We start from the raw sequence: 21,127 nt of genomic DNA, 5'->3' as shown, positions 1-21,127 counted from the left end.
CAGAAACGTAAAATCGTGAGGTCATGGCTGCTTTCCGTCGGTGGACGTAGGCTGGGGGCATGCGCTTCTCCGTCCTTGATCGTGCCCATTCCCTCGCCGGTGAGAGTGAGTCCGAGACCCTCAGGTCGGTGGTGGCCCACGCTCGGGACGTCGAGAAGCTCGGGTTCGGCCGCTTCTTCACCGCCGAACACCACGCCGTGCCCGGTATCGCCGGTTCCCAGCCGGCGCTGTTGGCCGCGGCGGTGGGCGCGGCGACGGAGACCATCCGCGTGGGCACGGCCGGCATCATGCTGCCGAGCCACCCGCCGCTGATCGTGGCCGAGCAGATCGCGGTCCTGGAGGCGCTGTTTCCGGGACGGGTCGATGCCGGGGTCGGCAACTCCGTCGGTTTCACCGGTCCGGTGCGCGGGGCCCTGAGGCAGGGGGAACCCGTGGAACTGAAGAAGCGCTACGCGGACGACCTCGCCGAGCTGATGGCCTTCCTCAGCGGGGAGGGGCCGGTGACCGCGCGCCCGGCGAACGACGGCGCGACGCCCCTCTGGGTGCTGGCCGGGTTCCGCTCGCTCTCCGTCGCGGCCGAGCTGGGCCTGCGGGTGATCGTCGGCGGCCCCTCCCTGGTGGCGGGGGAGGGGCGGACGCACGAGGGGCTCGAGCAGTACCGCCGACGCTTCATCCCGAGCGCGAACGCCCCCGAACCGGAGGTCATCGTCTCGCTCGACCTCGCGGTCGCCGACACCGAGGAGGCCGCCCGGGATCTGCTCCTGCCGCAGATCCACTCGACGGTGATCTCCCGGCGCACCGGTTCCTTCGAGCACCTCGCCCGGGTGGCGGACATTGACCATGGCCCCCTGAGCGGCCGGGAGCGGCAGCGGATCCGGGAGGGGCTGGAGGCGACGGTCCACGGAACGCCCGCCCAGGTTCGGGAGGAGCTCAAACGCATCGTCGCATACACGGGTTCCGACGACGTCCTCATCACCGCCGGCATGAGCGATCCTGCCGGGCGGGCGCGTTCGGAGGAGCTGCTGGCGGGCCTGGCCGACTAGGCAATGGCCGTCCAGAGCGTGGCCGACCGGGAAAAGTGACGAGGTCCGGGGTAAACCCGGACCTCGTCTTCTTGGGGGTGGCTGACGGGACTCGAACCCGCGACACCCAGGATCACAACCTGGTGCTCTACCAGCTGAACTACAGCCACCATTGCCGCTTGCGCAGCGGGATTAACATTAGCCCAGGCGACTTAAAACGCAAAAACCGCTGCTCATGGGGCTAGAGGTGGCGCTCGTAGGAGGCGATGGCGTCGGCGGCGGCCTGCCGCGCCTCCTCAGTGGTGGGGCCGGGCATCCCGACGAACACGGAGCGGCGGTAGTACTCCAGCTCGCGGATGGATTCGACGATGTCGGCCAGCGCGCGGTGGGACATGCCCTTGGCCGGCTGCTGGTAGTAGGCCCTCGGGAACCAGCGGCGGGCCAGCTCCTTGACGGAGGAGACGTCGACCATGCGGTAGTGGAGGGCGGCGTCGAGCCGGGGCATGTACTTGTGGATGAAGGCGCGGTCGGTGGCGATGGAGTTGCCGGCCAGCGGGGCCGGGTGCTCCGGGCTGCAGTGCTCCTCGATGAGTGCGAGCACGGCGTCCTCGGCCTCCTCGATGGTGGTGGCGGAGGCGCGGATTTCCGTGTCGAGGCCGCTGTCGGCGTGCATCTTGACGACGACGTCATCCATCTCGGCGAGCTGTTCCTCGGTGGCGTGGACGACCATGTCCACGCCGTCGCCGAGGATGTTGAGTTCGGCGTCGGTGACGAGCGCGGCGACCTCGACGATGACGTGCCGGTCGGTGTCCAGGCCGGTCATTTCCAGGTCGACCCAGACCAGGCGGTCGTCCTTGGCGGGAATCGGGGAACTCATTTTGTGGGTCCTTCTGGGTAGGCGGGGATTGATGAAAGTAACCCTATCGGAGCCGGTAGACACGGCTACATCGCCGGCTGTGGGGGATGGCTCGCGGCACGACATCGGGTAGTCAATTTCTTCCATTGGCACTACATGTAGTGTTTTGTGGCGGTCGTCACCAGGGTGCCGTGTTGGCAAATCAGATAGGCTTCGTGAATTAGTGAGATAACAGCAGTGTAATTCTCGCGTCTTAAGTCTTCAGCCCTAAGGAGTTTCTCGCATGACCGCAGCAACCACCGGCCACCTCGTCGCCCTGCACCCCGAGACCGACGTCCTCGCAGCCACCGTCCGGGTGGTCAAGAAGGACGGCCGCGAGGTCGCCTACCGGCCGCGCAAGCTCCTCAACGACCTGAACTCCGCCGAGCGCGTCTTCAACGTCGACTTCCATGCCCCCAAGGCCGACCTCGTCCATGGCATCACCGAGCGGGCGGCCGCGCTGGGCCGCATCCACTCCCACGAACTCTTCGACCTGGTCCAGGACGCACTGGCCGAGTCGCCGGCCGTCCTCGCGGCCTTCCGCGAGTACAAGGGCGTCCAGGACGCGCTGATCGCCCGCTCCGTGGATCCCGCCCACGCGCTGTCCCGCGTCACCGACAAGGACCCCAAGGTCCTCGCCGAAAACGGCAACAAGGACTCCCGCACCTTCACCACCCAGCGCGAGATCATGGCCGGCGCCATCGTCAAGGCCAAGGGCCTGCAGCTGCTGCCGACCGACGTGCGCCGCGCCCACATCAAGGGCCTCATCCACGTCCACGACCTGGACCGTTCCCCGTTCGAGGCGATGCCGAACTGCTCCCTGCCCAACTTCGGGTACATGCTGGCCAACGGCTTCATCCTCGGCAACGCCCGCATCGAACCGCCGCGCTCCATCGGCGTCGCCGCGACCCTGCTCGTCCAGCTCCTCGGCGCCATCTCCGGGGAGCAGTACGGCGGCATCTCCATCCATGAGATCGACAGGCTGCTCGAGCCCTACGCCGAGATGACGCTGGAGAAGAACCGGAAACTCTACGCCGAGGTCCTCGACGACGTCGAGGCCGTCGCCCACCACGCGAGGAAGAAGACCGTCAAGGACATCTACGACGCGATGCAGGCCTTTGAGTACCAGGTCAACACCCTGACCACGGCCGCCGCCCAGACCCCCTTCACCTCCGTGTCCCTGGGCATGGGCACCTCCTGGTGCGCCCGCGAGATCCAGAAGGCGATCCTCGCCGTGCGCGAGAGGGGCATGAGCGGCGAGACCGCGATCTTCCCGAAGATCCTCTTCTTCGTCGACGAGGGGGTCAACCACGCCCCGGGGGATCCGAACTACGACATCAAGCAGGCCGCCATGCGTTGCTCCATGAAGCGCATCTACCCGGATCTGATCTCCGTCCCGCGCATCCGTGAATCCAAGGACGGCCAGCTGATCACCCCGATGGGCTGCCGCTCCTTCCTGCACCCGTGGAAGAACGCCGAGGGCGAGTACGAGCTGCTCGGCCGGAACAACCTCGGCGTCGTCTCCCTGAACCTGCCGCGCATCGCCACCGCCGCCGAGGGCTCCGTCGAGGACTTCTTCGCCGGCCTCGACGAGGCCATCGACCTCGCCCTCAAGGCACTGAAGCTCCGCGAGGAGGTCATCCTCTCCGCCGACCTGGAGAACGCGCCGGTCATGTACACGCAGGGCGGCATGGGCGACCCCACCGGCAAGAAGAGCGTCCGTGACTTCTACACCGGCGACAACTACAAGCGCTCCTCGATCAGCCTCGGCTACATCGGCATCCACAACGCGATGGTGGCCCTGACCGGCAACGTCGACTGGCACGAGGACGAGCGGCTGCGCGCCCTGTCGCAGGAATTCCTCGAACACATGAACCGCCGCGTTGACGCCGCCCAGGAGGGCTTCAACGCCCGCATGTCGGTGTACTCGACGCCGTCGGAAAGCCTCTGCGACCGTTTCGCCGAGCTCGACCGCGCCCGCTTCGGCACCATCGAAGGCGTCAACGACCGCGAGTACTACGAGAACTCCTTCCACTTCCCGAGCTACCTGGACACCAACCCGCTGGCGAAGATCCACTTCGAGGCCGAGTACATGCGCCTGACCCCGGGCGGCTTCATGTACTACGTCGAGGCCCCGAACCTGCTGGCCAACCCGGTCGCCTTCGAGGCGATCTGGGACGAGGCCTACGAGCACGTCGGCTACTTCGGCATCAACTCCCCGGTCGATTCCTGCTTCGTCTGCGATTTCGAGGGCGAGTTCTCCTGTGACGCCGAGGGCTACGTCTGCCCCTCCTGCGGCAACCGCGACGAGGACAAGGCCTCCGTCACCCGGCGCCTCTGCGGCTACCTCGGCGCCCCGATGAAGCGCCCGGTCGTCGCAGGCAAGCAGACCGAGATCGCTTCCCGGGTGAAGCATGTCTGAGCTTTCCGACGCCCGACGTTCCCGCATCGAGGCCATGGATGAGCGCTCCCGGACGTGGGAGCAGACCGACGAGTTCCGCGTCGCCGACTACAAACCCTTCCAGGCCCTGGACGGGGAGGGGCTGCGCTGCTCGCTCTACGTCAGCTACTGCCCCTTCAACTGCCTGGGCTGCTACAACAAGGCCGCCCAGAAGAAGGGTTACGGAAACCCGTACACGGCCGAGCTGGAGGAGCGCATCCTGCGCGACCTGGCCAACCCCCACGTCGCGGGCCTGACCCTCGTCGGCGGCGAACCCTTCCTGTCCGCCAGGTGGCTGCTGCCGCTGGTTCGCCGCATCCGTGAGGAACTGCCCGGCAAGACGGTCTGGTCGTACTCCGGCTACACCTGGGAGATTCTGCGCCTCTTCGGCGACGAGCGCCGCTCCTTGCTCGAATCCCTCGACGTCCTCATCGACGGGCAGTTCATCCAGGAGGAGCGCGACGAAGGCAACCTCAAGCCCTTCGCCGGCTCCGCCAACCAGCGCCTCATCGACGTTCCCGTCTCGCTGGTGGCCGGCGCGCCGGTGAAATACGAGGTGGCCACCCTCGTCTGAGGCCTTCACCGGCGCCGCGCCTGCCGGAGCAGCTGAATCAGGCCGGCGCCCTCCTCCCGAAGATGCTCCGCACCGACCCGGAGAACGACGTAGCCGGCGTTCTGGAGGGCCTTCTCCCGGCGTCGCTCGGCCCGGATCACCGCGTCGACCGGCTGGTTGAAGGTCACCCCGTCGTACTTCACCTCGCCGTCGACCTCGGTGATGACGTCGTCGCCGACGAGGAAGTCCACCCGGTGGTCGCCGATCTGCACCTGCTCCCGCACCGGGCCGAGGTCCGCCTGAAGCAGCCGCACCCGCGCCTCGGACTCCAGCGGGCTCTCCGCCAGCGCGCTGGACAGGCGGATGACCTCGCGGAGCGTGGCGACGCCGGGGAAACGACGGTTGTCGGTGCACCGGCGGTAGAACCATGCCTCGTCCGTGTCCGGGTAACGCCGCCGAATGGAATCGATGGCGACCACCGTGTCCACCAGGCCGTCAATCCGGGCGATGTCGCGCAGGAACCGTGACAGGACGGCGACCCGGACGCCGGCGACCAGGCGAATCTCGTGCTCGGGGATGGCGGTGTTCAGATAGGCGATTCCCGCTCGGCGATCCTTCGCCGGGGGCGGGCTGCCCGAGGGATAGGCCAGGGCGATCGGTTCGTCCCAGCCCCGCACCGCCACTCCCGACAGCCGGGCCGCCGCTTTGCCGGTGAGCACCGCCGAGCTGGCGGCCGTCCCGACGGCCCGGGCGCGCAGAAGCGTGCGATCCCAGGGCGGCAGCTGCCGGTAGGCGTCGCGGTCGACGGCGATTTCAGGCGTCAGGAGGACCAGTGAGTCGCTGGCGAGCTGATCGCGGAGGCGACGATCCCCGAGAGGAGCGCGTCGTAGCTCAATGAGTTCCGGAAGTGTCACGCCTCTGATCGTCTCGGGTTCCGCCCGCCTGAGCTGCGGCCTCCGGCAATCGTGTGGATAACTCGCCCCGGCGGCATGGATATCCACAAGACCCAGGGTGACAACCCCCGGGTGAGTCGCTTTCTCACCCGCAAAACCCAGGGTCAGTACTCACCCGGGGGTTGTCACCCTGGGTCTTGGCCGCGCACGTCGGCGCTAGCGCGCAAACAGCTGCTCCCGCAGCGAATCGAGGCGCGTGACCTTTACCCAGAGGTCGTTGACGTCGGAATGCTCCAGGTCATGGCTGATCTGCCGGGAGCCGGCGTCACGCTGCTGACGAAGCGGCGCGGCGTACTCGTTGATTGAGTCGAGGGTCGTCAGAAACTCGTCGACAAGTCTCGGGTTCAAAGACGATGCGTTCATTCCCGACAGCCTATTGGTACGCCCTAAATTTGGGGGGCAGCGACCCCCGGAATCTGGGCATTACCCCATCCTGGCGTAGAACTTGCCCATGATGGGGGCGAGCAGACCGTGCGGGGCGTAGGTGGAGAGGAAATCCATGGCCTTGGACAGGGGGCCCGGGACGACGCGTCGTCGGTTCGCGGCCAGGGCGTCGAGCGTGTCCTCGGCGCAGGAGTCGTAGGTGGTCCAGAGGAAATCCGGGACGACGCGGTCGACGATGGACTTCTCCTCATCCGGGATCACGGCCTCGCGGACCGGACCGGGGGCCAGCAGGGTGACGCCGACGCCCTTCTTCTTCAGCTCGTAGTGGAGGGCCTCGGTGAAGGCGTTGACCCCGGCCTTGGTGAAGACGTAGGTGGCGTTGTTGGGGATGGGCACGTTGCCGGCGACGGAGCCCACGTTGCAGATGGCGCCCTCGCCGCGGGGGACCATCTGGTCGATCGCGGCCTTGGTCAGGCGGAAGACGGCGGTGGCGTTGAGGTTGAACTGGTTGACCTCGTAGTCCCAGTCCTGCTCGATGAAGGCGCCGAAGGAGGCGATGCCGGCGGAGTTGACGAGGATGTGGACGTGGGTGCGGCTCATCTCCTCGATGAGCGCGGTGACGTCCGCCTCCGTGGACAGGTCGGCGGCGAAGACGCGGGCGTCGACGCCGTGGTCGGCGGCGATCTCGCCGGCGATGCGCTTGAGCACGTCCTCGCGCCGGGCGACGAGCAGGACGTTGTGGCCCAGCGCGCCGAGGCGCCGGGCGATGGCTTCGCCGATGCCCTGGGACGCGCCGGTGACCAGTGCGTAGCTGGTGGGGGTCGGGGTGGGCAGTGCCATGGGGGAGCTCCTGTGTGCGGGGACGGTTGACTGCCCTCCCACGCTAATGGACGCTCGCCCGGGTGGCCTATCCTGGGCAGAGCAATTATCCCGTGCACAGTGGAGGCTTTTCGAAGATGCTCTGGATCGACACCAGTGCCGGCGTCGCCGGTGACATGCTGCTGGGCGCGCTCGTCGACGCCGGCGCGAACCTCCCGGACATCCAGCGCGCCGTCGACGCGGTGGTCGCCGATTCCGTGCGCCTGACCTCGGAGCAGGTCACACGGGCGGGGATGCGGGCCACCAAGGTGAACGTGGAGATGCTCGTGGCGGATCCGCCGCACCGCCACTGGGCCGACATCCGCAGCATGCTCGCCGACGCCGACCTCGCCGAAAGCACCCGCACCCATGCGCAGGCGGTCTTCGCCCTCATCGCCGAAGCGGAGGGGCGCGTCCACGGCGTCGATCCGGAGACCATCCACTTCCACGAGGTCGGTGCGCTGGACTCGATCGCCGACGTGGTGGGCGTCTGCGAGGGGCTGCGGCAGCTCGACGCGGGCGGCGTCACCGCCACGTCGATCGCCCTGGGCTCTGGTCGCGTCCGGGTCGCCCACGGTGACATTCCGGTGCCGGTGCCGGCGGTCGCGGAGCTCATCACCGGCTGGCCGACGACGGTGGGAGGGGCCGGGGAGCTGGCCACCCCGACCGGAGTCGCGCTCATCCGGCACTTCGCCGGCGCCGCCGGCCCGCTGCCCGGGGGAACGGTCACCCGCGTCGGCGTCGGCGCCGGCACGAGGGACGTCCCGGGCCGTCCGAACGTCGTCCGCGTCTTCGTCCTGGCAGGGGCGCAGACCGGGCAGGCCGCCAACTCGGACACCGGAATCCTGGTCCAGGTCGAGGCGAACGTCGACGACCTGGACCCGCGTCTGTGGCCGGACGTCATCGACGCCCTGCTGGCCGCCGGAGCGAGGGACGCCTGGACCAGCCCGATCCACATGAAGAAGGGGCGCCCGGCGCACACGGTCCACGCGCTCGTCGACAAGCCTGCCCTCGCCGCCCTCAAGGAGGTCCTGTTCACGCAGACGAGCACCTTCGGCGTGCGGCACTGGGAGGTCGAGCGCGAGGGGCTGGACCGCCGTTTCGAGACGGTCACCGTCGACGGTCACGAGATCGCTGTGAAGGTCGGCAGCCGGGGCGGGCGCGACCTCACCCGCCAACCGGAGTACGAGGACGTGCGGCGGGTCGCCGGGCAGCTGGCTGTGCCGGTGACGGACGTCCTCCGCCGGGCGTCACATGGGTGAGATCGAGCGGCTGAGCGCCCGGGTCCAGAACAACCGCCTCTACCTGGCGCTCGTCCGCGTGGGACTGGTGGTGTTCGGGCTGGTCTACGGGCTGCTGGGCGCTATCGTGCTGCGCATCGCCTGGGGGGACTACAACGTCGACCGCAACGCCTCCTTCCGCAGCGTGCTCGACTACGTCGCGTCCCGCCCCTTCGGCAATGGACTGCTGATCGTCGCCGCGACGGGCCTGTTCTTCCTGGTGATCTGGCAGCTCATCGAGGCGATGTTCGGCTACGTCCACCTCGGGGGGCTGCGCCGCTTCAACCGGCGAATCGCCTCGCTGGGCCGGGCGCTGATCTACCTCGCGGTGGGCGTGCTGGCGCTGCTCGTCGCGCTCAACATCCGTGGCGTCGGCGGCGGGCCGTCCTGGTCGGACGTGGTCGCCGGCCTCATGTCCCGGCCGGGCGGGCGCCTGGCGGTGCTCCTCGGCGGGGTGGTCGTCATCTCGATCGGCGTCGGCCAGATCGGGCGCGGGATCGGCCGGATCTTCGTCGACGAGTTCGTGGGACCCGTCAAGACCTGGGTGGTGGCGCTGGGGACGTTCGGCTACATGGCCCTGGGGACGTCGCTGAGCATCATCGGCGGCCTGTTCGCGTGGTCGGCGATCGCGGCCGTGCCGCAGTACGCGGGCACGATGAATCACGCCATCCATTTCCTGCTCAACCAGCCCCTGGGCAGCTGGCTGCTGACCGTGGTGGCGGCCGGGTTCATCGCCTTCGCGATCTTCTGCATGGCGTGGTCGACTCAGCCGCTCCACGCCAAGAAACTCACCGCGCCGCGATCTGCGCGGCCAGGTGACCCGCCCCGTAGCCGTTGTCGATGTTGACCACCCCGACGCCCGGGGCGCAGGAGTTGAGCATCGTCAGCAGCGGGGCCACGCCCCCGGAGCCGGCGCCGTAGCCGACCGAGGTCGGCACCGCGACCACCGGCGCGGAGACCAGCCCGCCGACGACGCTGGGCAGCGCCCCGTCCATGCCGGCCACGACCACGACGACGCCGGCGGCCTTGAGCCGCTGCTCGTGCGCGAGCAGCCGGTGGATGCCGGCCACGCCGACGTCGGCGAGCAGGTCGACGCTGCGGCCCAGGTAGCGGGCGGTGTGCATCGCCTCCCGGGCCACCGGCAGATCCGAGGTGCCGGCGCAGACGACGAGGATGTCGACCCCGCTGGGTTCCGGCGCCTCAGGCGGCCAGGCGAGGAAACGGGCCCCCGGATCGTGGAAGGCGCCGGGCAGGACCTTGAGCGCCGCCTCCGCGTGGCCGTCGAGAAGCCTCGTGAACAGCGTCGTCTGCGCCGAGTCCTTCACCGCGGCGGCGATGGCGCTGATCTGTTCGAGCGTCTTGGACTCGCAGTAGATGGCCTCCGGGTAGCCGCGCCGCCGGACCCGGTCGAGGTCGAGGCGGGCGAAATCACCGACCTGCTTGGTCCGTTCCTGCTCCGACATAGTTCAGCTTCCCCTTTGCGTTCAGTGCGGCCAGCGTCATCGCGCCCGACTGGATTCCCTTGAGATCGATCGTCGCGTAGGTGAACCCCGCGGCGAGTGCGGACTCAAGAATCCTAGCCGCGATCTCCGGTTCCATGGCACGCGCCATCTCCTCGACCGGCAGCTCGATGCGCGCGATGCGCTCGTGGTGACGGACGCGGGAGGTGGAGAAACCCAGTTCGTAGAGGGTCAGCTCGAGCGCCTCAATCTGGGCGAGTTTCTCGCGGTTGACCTCCAGGCCGTGCGGGACGCGGGAGGCCAGGCACGGGGCGGCCGGCTTGTCGGCCACCGGCAGCCCGAAAGCGCGGGCGATCTGGCGGACGTCGGACTTGGTGAGGCCGGCGTCGGCAAGCGGGCGCAGCACCCCGTGCTCGGTGGCGGCGCGCGCCCCCGGCCGGTCCACGCGCTCGGCGTCGTCGGCGTTTTCGCCGTAGGCGACGGCGGCCAGGCCGTACTCCTCGATGACCGAGGAATCGATGACCTCGAACATCTCGTCCTTGCAGAAGTAGCAGCGGTCGACGTCGTTGGCGATGTAGCCCTCGTTCTCCTCCTCGTGGGTCTCGACCTCGATGACGGCGGCCCCGATCAGCGCGGCCGTGTCGCGGGCCATCGCGCGCTCGCGGGCGGCGAAGGAGGCGGAGATCGCCGTGATACCGAGGACGCGCTCATGGCCCAGGACGTGTTCGGCGATGGCCAGCAGCGTCGCCGAGTCGACGCCGCCGGAGTACGCGACGCCTAGGCGGCCCTCGCGCGGCAGGTGCTCGGCCACGCGGTCGATGAGGACCCGGGCGGCGGAGTCGGGCTGGGGGAGTGACATGGTCCTACCTTAAACCCCCGAACCCCGGAAATACCTAATGGTTTTTCCGGAGTTAAGCGGGGGCGGCCGGGGCAGGGAGGGGTTACTTCTTCAGGCGGTGCAGGATCTCACCGGCGTGCTCGACGACGAGGGTGTCCGGATCCTTCGCGAACTCCTCCCAGTCCAGCGCGTCCGGGTCGGCGTAGCCGAGGTTGTAGGCCTCGCACACCTCCCGCGGCACCTGGGAGGCGAGCGTGATGGAGATGCGCAGCTTCTCGACGCCCGTCTCCGCGTCGTACTCGCCCAGGCCACGGACGTGGGTGGAGTGCGCGATCTCGCCCCAGGGGTGGTCCTTGAACTTGTCCCACTGCTTGATGAAGTAGTCGATGCAGTGGTAGCCGATGTCGCCGATGCCGGGGTGCATTTCGGAGATCTCGGTGATGTGCGGCGCGTAGACGATGATCTCGCCGCCGTCGGCGCAGACCGGCTCCATCTTGTAGACGCCCTTGGCGCCGGTCCACAGGTCCTCGTACATGGTCGGGACCTTGGAGACGATGCGCTGGTACGGGGCGTCCAGCCACTTGATGTGGGTCTGGTGGGCGATCTCCGCGTTGGCGGCCCAGGCCGCCTTGGTGTCGCCGAAGGCCACGGAGTGCAGGTTGACGGAGTCGTCGTCCCCGGTGGTCGCGACGTAGGTGACCGCCAGCTTCTCGCCCGCAATCATGTCGGAGGCGGTGTCCACGAGCTGTCGGACCGGGGTGATGCCCAGGGTGCCGATGATGTCGGAGGCGGTGATCAGCGCGCCGACCCAGTGGGAGATGTCGATGACGTCGTGTACCGAACAGCCCGGGAAGAAGTACTTGTTGCCGCCGGACATGCCGACGACCTCATGCGGGAAGATCGGGCCGACGACGAGGTTGACGTCGGCCTCGGCGACCAGCCTGTTGATCTGCACGTCCATGGCCCGGTCCGTGAGCAGGCCGGAGGTCAGTCGCTCGATCTCCTCCGCCGGGACGGTGCCGAGGGAGACGATGGCGTCCGGGTTGTGCCAGTCGTGGTTGACGACCTTGGCCTTCGGGAAACGCTTCTCGACGCCACCGGCGGGTACGCCCAGCAGCTTCGCGATCGCCGGGCCCTCCATCGCGGCGTGGGTGCCCAGTGCGATGAGAATGTGCAGCGAGGCCACGCGGTCGGCGATGGCGTCATAGGCGGCCTGGATCATCAGGCCGTGCGGGCCCGAGCGGGTGCCGTCCGGGATGACGATAACGACGTTCTTGCCGTCGACGTCGGTCTCGGCGAGCTGCGCCAGGATGAACTCGCGGGCCTGCTCCTCGGTCAGCGTGTCGGTGGGGGAGCCCAGCAGCGCGGCCCGCTCGGCCAGGCCGGCGGGGACGGGGAGGGTGAGGTTCTCTGTGGTCATACCTACAGCTTTCCCCGCCGCCCCCGTGTTTTCAAGCAGCCGGGCCACCGGCACGGAAACTGTCCCGGAAAATGAGGAACGCCGTCGGCCTCCCCTCACAGGGGAGGCCGACGGCACCCGACGTTGTGGCTAAAGGTGACGGTTAGAGGGCACCCATGAGCCAGATCACCAGAACGATGATCAGCAGAACTCCGACGATGGTCCAGATGAGGCCGCTTCCGCGCATGATGGTTCTCCTTTAGTGGGGTGATTTCGATTTAAAGTGCTTCGTTAAAGAGTGAAGCTGTACATAAGTGTAAGCACAGAATTTGCCGTCACAGGTGGCATACAGTCACGAGTTATCCTCTATTGACGTGGTGGGGGTGAAATCGTCGGAAAGTCTGCCCCCAGCACTGATCCGTTCGATCAATTCCCCTGCTATTCGGACATATTCGGTCAGTCGGTCAGGGGTGTCCACGGTGGCCGGGCCGCCCGTCGACAACCCCGCGCGCCGGGGCCCGTCTTCTCAGGATTGGGCGTGGGAGTCGGGAAATGCGAAGACCCCGCGACGTCGAGGCCGCGGGGTTCGGTGGGGCAAACGCGCCCCCAGCAGGATTCGAACCCGCGACCCACCGGGTAGAAGCCGGTTGCTCTAATCCACTGAGCTATGGAGGCATACACCGGCGTGAAGCCGGTGCGGGTCATGATCCTAGTCCGGTCGGCACCTCCGCGCGAAAACGGATTCCGGCGCAATCGCCGTCAACCATTAGTCTTAGGGCCATGTCCACCACTTCAGCTGTCGCGGTCACCGAGCCAGAACCCTCCCCGGGCGGTCGAAAGGCGAGATCCGCCTGGCCGATCTATCTGCTTGCGGTCGTCGTCGCAGGTCTGGTCGGTGGCACCATCGCATACTCCTTCATCGCGGACTCGCTCGCTGTACTCGGCATCCCGGATCCGGGGCCGGCCACGACCTACGGCCTGCCCTTCTTCCGGGCCGTCGGCTGGATGCTCGCCGCGCTGTCGATCGGCTCCTTCATGTTCTCGGCCTTCTACATTTCGCCGAACGTGCCGGACAACGACAACTCCCGGCTCAACGACGCCAGCCTCACCGTCGACGGTCATCTGGCCGGCCGGACCGGGGCCGTGTCCGCGGTCCTCTTCGGGATGGTCGGCCTGCTCATGGTTCCGCTGGTGCTGTCGGACGTGTCGGGCACCCCGCTGAACGGTGTACTCAACCCCTCCTCCTTCTCGGTGGCGGTCGAGCAGGTGGCCACCAGCAAGGTGTGGGCGATCTCCGCGGGCATCGCCCTCGTCGTCGGCGTCGCGGGGCTGTTCCTGCGCTCCTGGTCCTCCCAGCCCATTCTGCTGCTCGGCGCGATCGGCATGATCATCCCGCTGGGGATGGAGGGCCACGCGGCCTCCGGCGGCGCGCACGACTACGGCACCAACGCCTACCTGTGGCACCTGATCTTCATGGCGATCTGGATCGGCGGCCTCATGGCGCTGATCGCGCACGGGCGTCGCCTCGGCCCGGACATGCGGCTGGCGGTCAGTCGCTACAGTGCGGTCGCCCTCGTCGCGATCGTCACGGTGGCCCTGTCCGGCGTCGTCAGCGCGCTCATCCGCATCCAGCTGGAACACCTGTTCACCACCCGCTACGGGTGGATCATCGTCGCGAAGATCGTCGGCACGATCATCCTGGGTCTGCTCGGTTTCGCCCACCGCCGGGCGACCATCCCCTCCCTGGGGAAGAAGCCGAGGGCGTTCCTGCGCCTGGCTGTCGGCGAGGTCATGGTCATGGCCGGCGTGGTGGGCGTGGCCATCACGATGGGCCGCACCCCGCCGCCCCCGCCGGCGGATCCGAACCTCTCGTCCATGGACATCCAGATGGGCTATGAGCTGACCCAGGCGCCGACGTTCTTCAACGTCTGGACGATGTGGCGCTTCGATATCCTCTGGGGCGTCCTCGCCATCCTGCTTGCCGTGGTCTACCTGTGGGGTGTGCGCCGCATCCGCCGGGCCGGCAAATCCTGGGAGGCGAGGCGCACCGTCCACTGGCTGCTGGGGTGTGCCTCACTGCTGCTGACGATGAGCTCGGGGATCGGCATGAACATGCCGGCCAGCTACTCCATGCACATGGTCGGCCACATGCTGCTGAGCATGGTGATTCCGCTGCTGCTCGTGCTCGGTGCCCCGCTCAGCCTGCTGATGACCGCCTGGGACTCGGGTGCGCCGGGCCGGCCCAGCATCCACGACTGGGCCCACGCCTTCACCCGGGCCGGGTGGCTGCGCGTCATCACCGTCCCGTGGCTGAACCTGCTCCAGTTCATCTTCTTCTTCTACGTGCTGTACGTGCACATCCCGCTCTATGAGCTGGCGATCAGCGAGCACGCCGGCCACGTCATCATGAACACCGTCTTCCTGCTCTCCGGTTACTTCTACTTCTGGGAACTGGTCGGGCCGGATCCGATCCCGGGGCGCCGGCCGATCCAGGTGCGTCTGGCCTGGCTGGTCGTGTCCATGCCGGTGCACCTGTTCATGGGCGTCTACCTCATGCAGCTCAACGTCGTCATGGGCGAGGAGTTCTACAACTCGCTGGAGTTGCCCTGGCGCCCGGATCTGCTCGCGGACCAGAAGGTCGGCGGTGGCGTGGCGTGGGCCTTCGGCTCCTTCCCGTTGACCTACGTCATGATTCTCATGTTCCTGGCCTGGCGGGCCAAGGACAAGGAGGACGAGGAGCGCGTCGACGCGGAGCTGGACGCCGCCTCGAGGCGTCGGGAAGCCCGTCAGGCGGCCCCGGTGGAGAAGAAGCACGTCGGTCTCGCGCCCTGGCAGGCCGCGCCGGAGGAGGACTCCGGGGAGGAGCCGGTCGACGAGCTCGACGCCTACAACCAGATGCTGCGCCGGTACAGCTCCGGTGAGGGGGACGCCCTCGGAGACTATTACGGCCGCGAATTCAAGCGGAAGTAGCCTGACGTGCACCTGCCTGTGGATAACGCGAGTTGTCCACAGGTTTTCTGCTTCTCGACGCCCGACCCCGCCGCCCCGTGGCAGTCTCAGGGGCAACCGCCAACCGGCGGGGGAGCAGGCCACACTTCAGGGGGAATCACATGGCCCAGCAGACTGTCACCGTTACCGGCAACCTCATCGACGACCCGTTCATGCGTCACAACGTCACCAAGGACAACCAGGTCACCAAGATCCGCATCGCCGCCTCGCGGTCGGTCCGCGACAAGGAGAGCAACAACTGGCAGAACTTTGACCAGCTCTACATCAACGGCGAGATGTGGGGCGAGCTGGCGAAGAACGTCAAGAAGTCCTTGCGCAAGGGGATGCCGGTCATCGTGACCGGATACCTGGTCACCGACGAGTGGCCGGACGACCGCTTCCGCGACGTGGAGGGCAACGTCCTCCAGCGTCAGCAGGTCCGCCTCCGGGTCTTCCAGATCGGGCTGGATCTCAACCGCTACATCATCTCGAGCCGGCGCACCGACGTCGCCGCCCACACCCCGGAGGGGATGGAGAGCCCGGAGCCGGCCGAAGCCGCCGACCTGGCCGACGGCACCATGGGCACAACCGCGGAGGAGCCCATGACCAGGGAGGACGAATACGCCAACGCATGAAGGGATGAGGAACCAGCCGAACCGCCGTTCTAGGGGGCGCTGATGTACCCTTTGGAAAGACGAAAACCACCTTTCATTACCCAAGGGGACACATTGGCTGAGTTCATCTACACGATGAAGAACGTACGCAGGGCCATCGGTGACAAGGTCATTCTCGACAATGTCACCATGGCCTTCTACCCCGGCGCCAAGATCGGCGTCGTCGGCCCGAACGGCGCCGGCAAGTCGTCGATCCTGAAGATCATGGCCGGCATCGACGAGCCGAACAACGGCGAGGCATTCCTGGACCCGGGTGCCACCGTCGGCATCCTGCTCCAGGACCCGCCGCTGAACGAGGAGAAGACCGTCCGCGAGAACGTCGAGGAGGGCCTCGGCGACATCATGGACAAGAAGAAGCGCTTCGAAGAGATCGCCGAGGAAATGGCGACAAACTACACCGACGAGCTCATGGACGAGATGGGCAAGCTCCAGGAACAGCTTGACGCCGCCGACGCCTGGGAGGTCGATTCCAAGATCGACCAGGCCATGGACGCGCTGCGGTGCCCGCCGGCCGACGAGCCGGTCACCCACCTCTCCGGTGGCGAGCGACGTCGCGTCGCCCTGGCGAAGCTGCTGCTGACCGCCCCGGACCTGCTGCTGCTCGATGAGCCCACCAACCACCTGGACGCCGAGTCCGTCCTGTGGCTGGAGAAGTTCCTCAAGGACTACGAGGGCGCTGTCCTGGCAGTCACCCACGACCGCTACTTCCTGGACAACGTGGCCGAGTGGATCGCGGAGGTCGACCGCGGCCAGCTGCACGCCTACGAGGGCAACTACTCCACCTACCTGGAGACCAAGGCCAAGCGCCTGGAGGTCGCCGGCAAGAAGGACCAGAAGCTGCAGAAGCGTCTCAAGGACGAGCTCGCCTGGGTCCGCTCCTCGCCGAAGGCCCGCCAGTCCAAGAACAAGGCGCGCCTCGAGCGCTACGAGGAGATGGCCGCCGAGGCCGAGAAGTACAAGAAGCTCGACTTCGAGGAAATCCAGATCCCGACCCCGCCGCGCCTGGGCAACAAGGTCGTCGAGGTCAAGGACCTGGAGAAGGGCTTCGACGGGCGCGTCCTGATCAAGGACCTGTCTTTCACCCTGCCGCGCAACGGCATCGTCGGCGTCATCGGCCCGAACGGCGTCGGCAAGTCCACCCTGTTCAAGACCATCGTCGGTCTCGAGCAGCCGGACGCCGGCACCGTCGAGGTCGGCGATACCGTCAAGCTGAGCTATGTCGATCAGAACCGTGAGAACATCGACCCGGAGGCCACCGTCTGGGAGGTCGTCTCGGACGGACTGGACTACATCGTCGTCGGCCAGAACGAGATGCCGTCGCGTGCTTACCTCTCCGCCTTCGGTTTCAAGGGCGCTGACCAGCAGAAGCCGGCCAAGGTCCTCTCCGGTGGCGAGCTCAACCGCCTCAACCTGGCGCTGACGCTCAAGCAGGGCGGCAACCTGATCCTGCTCGACGAGCCGACCAACGACCTCGACGTCGAGACGCTCGGTTCCCTGGAGAACGCCCTGGAGAACTTCCCGGGCTGTGCCGTGGTCATTTCCCACGACCGCTGGTTCCTGGATCGCGTCTGCACCCACATCCTGGCCTGGGAGGGCGATCAGGAGGAGGCCACGTGGTACTGGTTCGAGGGTAACTTCGGCGACTACGAGAAGAACAAGATCGCCCGTTACGGCGAGGAGGCCGCCAAGCCCAAGGCCTCCACCCACCGTCGCCTGACCCGCTAGCCAGGCGCTGAAGCACCCGATCCCGCCAGGGTCGGGTGCCTCGTCATTGTGGCCCAGAGAGCTATCCCGATGCGGGCGGCGGGGGACGTCGACGTATAGATTGGGATGGAATTGTCGATTGCGCCTTCATCCGGGCACGGTTAAGAAACTGTAGAAGAGGATTTACCGCTCAATGTCTGATGCACAGAACTCCACCCAGGGAACCAGCGGGGTGCATGTCCACAAGGTTCCGGTCCGCTGGTCCGACTTCGACCGTTACGGCCACCTCATGAACGCGAACTACATTGAGCTGGCCCAGGAGGCACGCTTCCAGTTCGCCAACGACTACTTCACGTCGCGGGGCCTGGACTTCAAGGTGTTCGTCCGCCGCATCGAGGCCGACTACCTGCGCCCGATCCTGCCCGACACCACCGAGGTGACCGTCGAATCCCAGGTCGTCGAGACCGGCAACACCTCCTTCGTCACCCGCCAGGAGATCAAGGACCGTCAGGGGCGCATCGCCTGCGCCATCGAATGCGTGCAGGTGGCGATCGACATGGAGAAGACCCTGCCGCGTTCGCTGACGGAGAAGGAAATCAAGATTCTGACCCGCACCGAGCCGGTCGGGGAGCTTGAGGCCGGCAAGTAATGCCTGTTGAGTCGCTCCGCGTCACCGACGGCGCCGCCGGCCTACGGGCACTGGTCGGCCGGGCCGCCGATCTGGATGCGTCGGCGTCGGCACGCTTCCGTGACCGTGGGGACGGGTCCATCGACGTCTTCGTCACCACTCCCTTCGACGTCGTCGCGTCCCGGCGTGTGCTGGGAGAGGTCTCCCGTGACGGCGCCGTGGTGGCGGCGACCGATCTTTTCGACGCGCTCCAGTCCGGTGCCGCGGAGACCGGGCCCGCCCGGGATCCGAACTGGCCGGGTTCGCTGCCCCCGCTGAAGAACTACGAGGAGCTGGACACGCTCCCGGTGTCGGTCGTGCGTTCCCTCGCCGACGAGGGCCAGGCCCTGGCCCGGCAGTTCTCCGGACCGATGGGCCCGCCCGCCAGCCTGCTCAACCAGACGGTGATCACCGTCGAGCACGAGCAGACCGGCACGACGGTGGAGATCCCGATGCGGATGATCTTCACCTGCACCTCGCTCGGGCTGATTCCGGGCTTCTCCGCGCCGATGGACATCCCGCGCCACATCCGCGTCTCCGCGGCCGGGCGTTGGGTGCGCCTCGACGCCCCCTTCGGCACGGTCTACCGCTCGACCGGTCTGGGCAACGTCCTGGTCTTTTAGGCGCCGGCCCGCGGGCGGATGGCCCACTGGGCTAGGCCGACGACGAGCAGCGCGGCGGTGGACAGGAGGAAGGCGCGTCCGCCGATGGCGGTGTAGACGGGCAGGTACACCAGGGGGCTGACCCCGGCCCCGCCGAAGCGGAAGGCCTGGACCGTCGACAGCAGCGAGGAGCCGGCCGGGCCGCGGAGCACCACCAGGTTGACCGTGGCCTGCATGCCCTGGGCGGCGGCGATGGCGATGGCCCAGCACAGAGCGACCAGGGCGACCTTCGGCACCAGCGGGAGCAGCAGCAGTGCGACGGCCGCGACGACGGCGCTGGCCACCAGGACCTTCGAGGGGCCGTGCCGGTCCGCCATGGCGCCGATGAGCCGGGTGACCAGGAAGGCGGCCAGGCCGCCGCACATCACGACGAGGCCGCGGCCTTCGGGCCCCAGGCCGAAGGCGTCGCCGACGTAGAGCGCGGTGAGGACACCGACGCCGACCACGCCGAAACCGGCGACGAAGCTGGTCAGGGTGGAGACGAGGGTGCGCAGGACCGGGACGGGCTCCCCGGTCCGCGAGTCTGTGGAGACCGGGGTCGGCACGTCCGGCACCCGGACCAGCAGGATGAACACCGCGATGGCCATGGTGACCAGGAAGGTCAGGCGCCAGTTCACCCCGGCGACCATGCCGGCGACGAAGGGGCTGGAAAGCATGCCCAGCGACTGCATCGCGGCGTAGGTGCCGAGCGTCTGACCGAGCCTGTTCGGAGGGCTGATGGAGCGCAGGATCATCTGCAGCACCGGGGTGGTGAAGGCGTTGGCCACGCCCAGCGTCGCGAAGGCGATGACGAAGCTCCACCAGGTGGGCGCGAAGAGCAGCCACAGGGCCAGCGGGGCGATGACGGCGTAGGCGGCCGTGATCACCCGGCGCGGTGGGAAGCCGCGGACGAGGCGGCCGGAGAAGATCATCGCCGCGGCGAAGGGGACCAGGTAGGAGGTGACGGTCAGGGCCGCCAGGGACAGGGGGATGTCGAAGGAGTCGGCGAACTCCGGGAGCACGACCGTCAACGCCTGGCCGGTGTAGGGACCGACGAATCCACCGGCGAGGATGGCGACGTACTGGGCGCGGTTGGCAGTGAACTCGGACATGTGTGGTCAATCTACACCGTGGACGGGCTAGAGAATGAGCAGGCCCGCGACGGCGCCGAAGGCCGCCACCGACCAGGGCGGCAGCTTCCATTGGGCGAGCATGAGCCAGCAGATCGCCGCGACGGCCAGGGACGTGGCGTCGGTGACGCCGTGGGTCAGCACGGGATCCCAGAACGCGGCCAGGAGCAGGCCGACGACGGCGGCGTTGATGCCCGTGAACGCGGCGCGCAGCCAGGGGGTGTGGCGCCAGCGTCCCCAGAAGTGGAGGCCGGCGATCATGAGCAGCGCCGAGGGCAGGAAGATCATCACGGTGGCCCAGACCGCTCCCCAGGCGCCCCCGTCGACGGCGCCGACGTAGGTGGCGAAGGTGAACAGCGGGCCGGGGACGGCCTGGGCGGCGGAGTAGCCGGCGAGGAAGGTCTCCTGGCTCATCCAGCCGCCGTCGACGGCGTGGGCCTGCAGCAGCGGCATGACGACGTGGCCGCCGCCGAAGACCAGTGCGCCGGTCTCGAAGAACGCTGAGGAGCGGGTCAAGAACCGCCCGCCGACGACCTGGGCGCCGAGCCACAGGCCGATGAGGAGGAGGAAGAAGAGGAGCAACGCGACGCCCGCGGCGCGGGCGGACACCTGCCGGATGCCCGGGTCGTCATCGATGTCGCCGCCGCCGGCGGGGGAGTCCTCGGCGGCGCGAAGCAGCACCGTCCCGAGCACACCTGCGGCGGCGATGATGAGCAGGTGCGTGAACGTCGACGGGGCCAGCAGCACCGTCAGCGCGGCCGCCACCGCGACGCTGGCGCGGACGGGGCCGGCGGCGAGGTTCTTGGCCATGCCCGCGACGGCGTGGAAGACGACGGCGACGGCGGTGGCCAGCAGACCGCGGATCCAGCCGGCGTCGGCGACGGTGGCGGGATCGGCGTCGGCGAGCCAGAGTCCGAAGACCGCCAGCACCAGGGCCGAGGGCAGCGTGAAGGTCAGCCAGGCGGCGGCCATCCCGGCCCAACCGCCGCGGTGGTAGCCCAGCGCCATGCCGACCTGGGAGGAGCCGGCGCCGGGGAGGAACTGCGACACGGCGACGACGTCGGCGTAGGAGCGGTCGGTGAGCCACGCGCGGCGGGTGACGAATTCCTCCCGAAAGTAGCCCAGGTGCGCGGTGGGGCCGCCGAAGGAGGTCAGCCCCAGCACGCCGAAGCGCTGGGCGACCTCGCCAGGTTTGATCTGCATGACACCTGACCCTAAGACGGGCGGCCGGGATCCGCAGC

19 protein-coding genes and 2 tRNA genes are annotated in these 21,127 nt (G+C 67.9%); 10 read left to right on the top strand and 11 right to left on the bottom strand.

What is annotated here, in order from left to right; translation table 11 throughout:
• Positions 1-59 precede the first annotated feature (59 nt).
• Positions 60-1,043, top strand: a complete 984-nt coding sequence (locus CGUA_RS10810; protein ID WP_290195577.1) for an MsnO8 family LLM class oxidoreductase — start codon at positions 60-62, stop codon at positions 1,041-1,043.
• A gap of 76 nt (positions 1,044-1,119) precedes the next feature.
• Here the strand turns inward: CGUA_RS10810 and CGUA_RS10805 are convergent.
• Positions 1,120-1,192: transfer RNA gene (locus tag CGUA_RS10805), tRNA-His, on the bottom strand.
• A 71-nt stretch (positions 1,193-1,263) separates the two neighbouring features.
• Complete coding sequence (gene orn / locus CGUA_RS10800) at positions 1,264-1,899, bottom strand: oligoribonuclease (protein ID WP_290195575.1); 636 nt, start codon at positions 1,897-1,899, stop codon at positions 1,264-1,266.
• A 262-nt stretch (positions 1,900-2,161) separates the two neighbouring features.
• Here orn and nrdD point away from each other — a divergent pair, with 262 nt between their 5' ends.
• Together nrdD and nrdG are read left to right on the top strand one after the other, a co-directional pair.
• Positions 2,162-4,339, top strand: a complete 2,178-nt coding sequence (gene nrdD / locus CGUA_RS10795; protein ID WP_290195573.1) for an anaerobic ribonucleoside-triphosphate reductase — start codon at positions 2,162-2,164, stop codon at positions 4,337-4,339.
• Entirely contained in the window at positions 4,332-4,931 is a 600-nt protein-coding gene (gene nrdG / locus CGUA_RS10790; protein WP_290195571.1) for an anaerobic ribonucleoside-triphosphate reductase activating protein, read from the top strand. The genes nrdD and nrdG overlap by 8 nt, the downstream gene beginning before the upstream one ends.
• Before the next feature lie 5 nt (positions 4,932-4,936).
• Here nrdG and CGUA_RS10785 read toward each other — a convergent pair whose 3' ends face one another.
• The 3 genes from CGUA_RS10785 to cmrA form a co-directional block, all read right to left on the bottom strand.
• Entirely contained in the window at positions 4,937-5,824 is an 888-nt protein-coding gene (locus CGUA_RS10785) for a putative endonuclease domain-containing protein (RefSeq protein ID WP_290195569.1), read from the bottom strand.
• 195 nt (positions 5,825-6,019) lie between these two features.
• Positions 6,020-6,226, bottom strand: a complete 207-nt coding sequence (locus tag CGUA_RS10780) for a hypothetical protein (RefSeq protein WP_290195566.1) — start codon at positions 6,224-6,226, stop codon at positions 6,020-6,022.
• A gap of 60 nt (positions 6,227-6,286) precedes the next feature.
• Positions 6,287-7,087 carry a mycolate reductase gene (cmrA, locus tag CGUA_RS10775; RefSeq protein ID WP_290195563.1) on the bottom strand — a complete coding sequence of 267 codons (801 nt, stop codon included), beginning with the start codon at positions 7,085-7,087 and terminating at the stop codon, positions 6,287-6,289.
• 116 nt (positions 7,088-7,203) lie between these two features.
• Here cmrA and larC point away from each other — a divergent pair, with 116 nt between their 5' ends.
• Positions 7,204-8,367 carry a nickel pincer cofactor biosynthesis protein LarC gene (gene larC, locus CGUA_RS10770; protein WP_290195561.1) on the top strand — a complete coding sequence of 388 codons (1,164 nt, stop codon included), beginning with the start codon at positions 7,204-7,206 and terminating at the stop codon, positions 8,365-8,367.
• Positions 8,360-9,232, top strand: a complete 873-nt coding sequence (locus tag CGUA_RS10765; protein WP_290195559.1) for a DUF1206 domain-containing protein — start codon at positions 8,360-8,362, stop codon at positions 9,230-9,232. Before larC ends, CGUA_RS10765 begins: the two co-directional genes overlap by 8 nt.
• Here CGUA_RS10765 and larB read toward each other — a convergent pair.
• The 4 genes from larB to CGUA_RS10745 form a co-directional block, all read right to left on the bottom strand.
• A complete protein-coding gene (larB, locus tag CGUA_RS10760) occupies positions 9,174-9,848 on the bottom strand; it encodes a nickel pincer cofactor biosynthesis protein LarB (protein WP_290195557.1) in 675 nt (224 codons plus the stop codon). The two genes, CGUA_RS10765 and larB, sit on opposite strands and share 59 nt — an antisense overlap.
• Complete coding sequence (gene larE / locus CGUA_RS10755) at positions 9,814-10,704, bottom strand: ATP-dependent sacrificial sulfur transferase LarE (protein WP_290195555.1); 891 nt, start codon at positions 10,702-10,704, stop codon at positions 9,814-9,816. Before larE ends, larB begins: the two co-directional genes overlap by 35 nt.
• A gap of 82 nt (positions 10,705-10,786) precedes the next feature.
• Positions 10,787-12,103, bottom strand: coding sequence for a lactate racemase domain-containing protein (locus tag CGUA_RS10750; protein WP_290195553.1), 1,317 nt, complete (start codon positions 12,101-12,103; stop codon positions 10,787-10,789).
• 580 nt (positions 12,104-12,683) lie between these two features.
• Positions 12,684-12,757, bottom strand: a tRNA-Arg gene (locus tag CGUA_RS10745).
• Between the two features lie 105 nt (positions 12,758-12,862).
• Between CGUA_RS10745 and CGUA_RS10740 the strand changes: the two genes are divergently transcribed.
• From CGUA_RS10740 to CGUA_RS10720, 5 genes are all read left to right on the top strand, one after another.
• Positions 12,863-15,052, top strand: coding sequence for a bifunctional copper resistance protein CopD/cytochrome c oxidase assembly protein (locus tag CGUA_RS10740; protein WP_290195551.1), 2,190 nt, complete (start codon positions 12,863-12,865; stop codon positions 15,050-15,052).
• 140 nt (positions 15,053-15,192) lie between these two features.
• The gene (locus CGUA_RS10735) at positions 15,193-15,705 is read left to right on the top strand and encodes a single-stranded DNA-binding protein (protein ID WP_290195549.1); all 513 of its coding nucleotides are present in this window, start codon (positions 15,193-15,195) and stop codon (positions 15,703-15,705) included.
• Between the two features lie 93 nt (positions 15,706-15,798).
• On the top strand, positions 15,799-17,469 hold the full coding sequence (gene ettA / locus CGUA_RS10730; RefSeq protein ID WP_290195547.1) for an energy-dependent translational throttle protein EttA: 1,671 nt from the start codon (positions 15,799-15,801) through the stop codon (positions 17,467-17,469).
• Between the two features lie 172 nt (positions 17,470-17,641).
• Positions 17,642-18,097 carry an acyl-CoA thioesterase gene (locus tag CGUA_RS10725; protein WP_290195545.1) on the top strand — a complete coding sequence of 152 codons (456 nt, stop codon included), beginning with the start codon at positions 17,642-17,644 and terminating at the stop codon, positions 18,095-18,097.
• Positions 18,097-18,738 carry a DUF8185 domain-containing protein gene (locus tag CGUA_RS10720; protein WP_290195543.1) on the top strand — a complete coding sequence of 214 codons (642 nt, stop codon included), beginning with the start codon at positions 18,097-18,099 and terminating at the stop codon, positions 18,736-18,738. The genes CGUA_RS10725 and CGUA_RS10720 overlap by 1 nt, the downstream gene beginning before the upstream one ends.
• On the opposite strand, the gene CGUA_RS10715 is transcribed toward CGUA_RS10720, so the two are convergent.
• Positions 18,735-19,868 carry an MFS transporter gene (locus CGUA_RS10715; RefSeq protein ID WP_290195542.1) on the bottom strand — a complete coding sequence of 378 codons (1,134 nt, stop codon included), beginning with the start codon at positions 19,866-19,868 and terminating at the stop codon, positions 18,735-18,737. The two genes, CGUA_RS10720 and CGUA_RS10715, sit on opposite strands and share 4 nt — an antisense overlap.
• Before the next feature lie 27 nt (positions 19,869-19,895).
• Positions 19,896-21,089, bottom strand: a complete 1,194-nt coding sequence (chrA, locus tag CGUA_RS10710; protein WP_290195540.1) for a chromate efflux transporter — start codon at positions 21,087-21,089, stop codon at positions 19,896-19,898.
• Positions 21,090-21,127: the final 38 nt, after the last annotated feature.

It is taken from the genome of Corynebacterium guangdongense, assembly GCF_030408915.1.
Classification (GTDB): domain Bacteria; phylum Actinomycetota; class Actinomycetes; order Mycobacteriales; family Mycobacteriaceae; genus Corynebacterium; species Corynebacterium guangdongense.
The sequence above is the reverse complement of the archived record's forward strand: the minus strand, read 5'-3'. Positions and strand labels throughout refer to the sequence as shown.

Excerpts from the sequence above, each read along its gene's own strand:
- CGUA_RS10810 (WP_290195577.1), top strand. The coding sequence starts at position 60 with ATGCGCTTCTCCGTCCTTGATCGTGCCCATTCCCTCGCCGGTGAGAGT.
- orn (WP_290195575.1), bottom strand. The coding sequence starts at position 1,899 with ATGAGTTCCCCGATTCCCGCCAAGGACGACCGCCTGGTCTGGGTCGAC.
- nrdD (WP_290195573.1), top strand. The coding sequence starts at position 2,162 with ATGACCGCAGCAACCACCGGCCACCTCGTCGCCCTGCACCCCGAGACC.
- nrdG (WP_290195571.1), top strand. The coding sequence starts at position 4,332 with ATGTCTGAGCTTTCCGACGCCCGACGTTCCCGCATCGAGGCCATGGAT.
- CGUA_RS10780 (WP_290195566.1), bottom strand. The coding sequence starts at position 6,226 with ATGAACGCATCGTCTTTGAACCCGAGACTTGTCGACGAGTTTCTGACG.
- cmrA (WP_290195563.1), bottom strand. The coding sequence starts at position 7,087 with ATGGCACTGCCCACCCCGACCCCCACCAGCTACGCACTGGTCACCGGC.
- larC (WP_290195561.1), top strand. The coding sequence starts at position 7,204 with ATGCTCTGGATCGACACCAGTGCCGGCGTCGCCGGTGACATGCTGCTG.
- CGUA_RS10765 (WP_290195559.1), top strand. The coding sequence starts at position 8,360 with ATGGGTGAGATCGAGCGGCTGAGCGCCCGGGTCCAGAACAACCGCCTC.
- larB (WP_290195557.1), bottom strand. The coding sequence starts at position 9,848 with ATGTCGGAGCAGGAACGGACCAAGCAGGTCGGTGATTTCGCCCGCCTC.
- larE (WP_290195555.1), bottom strand. The coding sequence starts at position 10,704 with ATGTCACTCCCCCAGCCCGACTCCGCCGCCCGGGTCCTCATCGACCGC.
- CGUA_RS10750 (WP_290195553.1), bottom strand. The coding sequence starts at position 12,103 with ATGACCACAGAGAACCTCACCCTCCCCGTCCCCGCCGGCCTGGCCGAG.
- CGUA_RS10740 (WP_290195551.1), top strand. The coding sequence starts at position 12,863 with ATGTCCACCACTTCAGCTGTCGCGGTCACCGAGCCAGAACCCTCCCCG.
- CGUA_RS10735 (WP_290195549.1), top strand. The coding sequence starts at position 15,193 with ATGGCCCAGCAGACTGTCACCGTTACCGGCAACCTCATCGACGACCCG.
- CGUA_RS10725 (WP_290195545.1), top strand. The coding sequence starts at position 17,642 with ATGTCTGATGCACAGAACTCCACCCAGGGAACCAGCGGGGTGCATGTC.
- CGUA_RS10720 (WP_290195543.1), top strand. The coding sequence starts at position 18,097 with ATGCCTGTTGAGTCGCTCCGCGTCACCGACGGCGCCGCCGGCCTACGG.
- CGUA_RS10715 (WP_290195542.1), bottom strand. The coding sequence starts at position 19,868 with ATGTCCGAGTTCACTGCCAACCGCGCCCAGTACGTCGCCATCCTCGCC.
- chrA (WP_290195540.1), bottom strand. The coding sequence starts at position 21,089 with ATGCAGATCAAACCTGGCGAGGTCGCCCAGCGCTTCGGCGTGCTGGGG.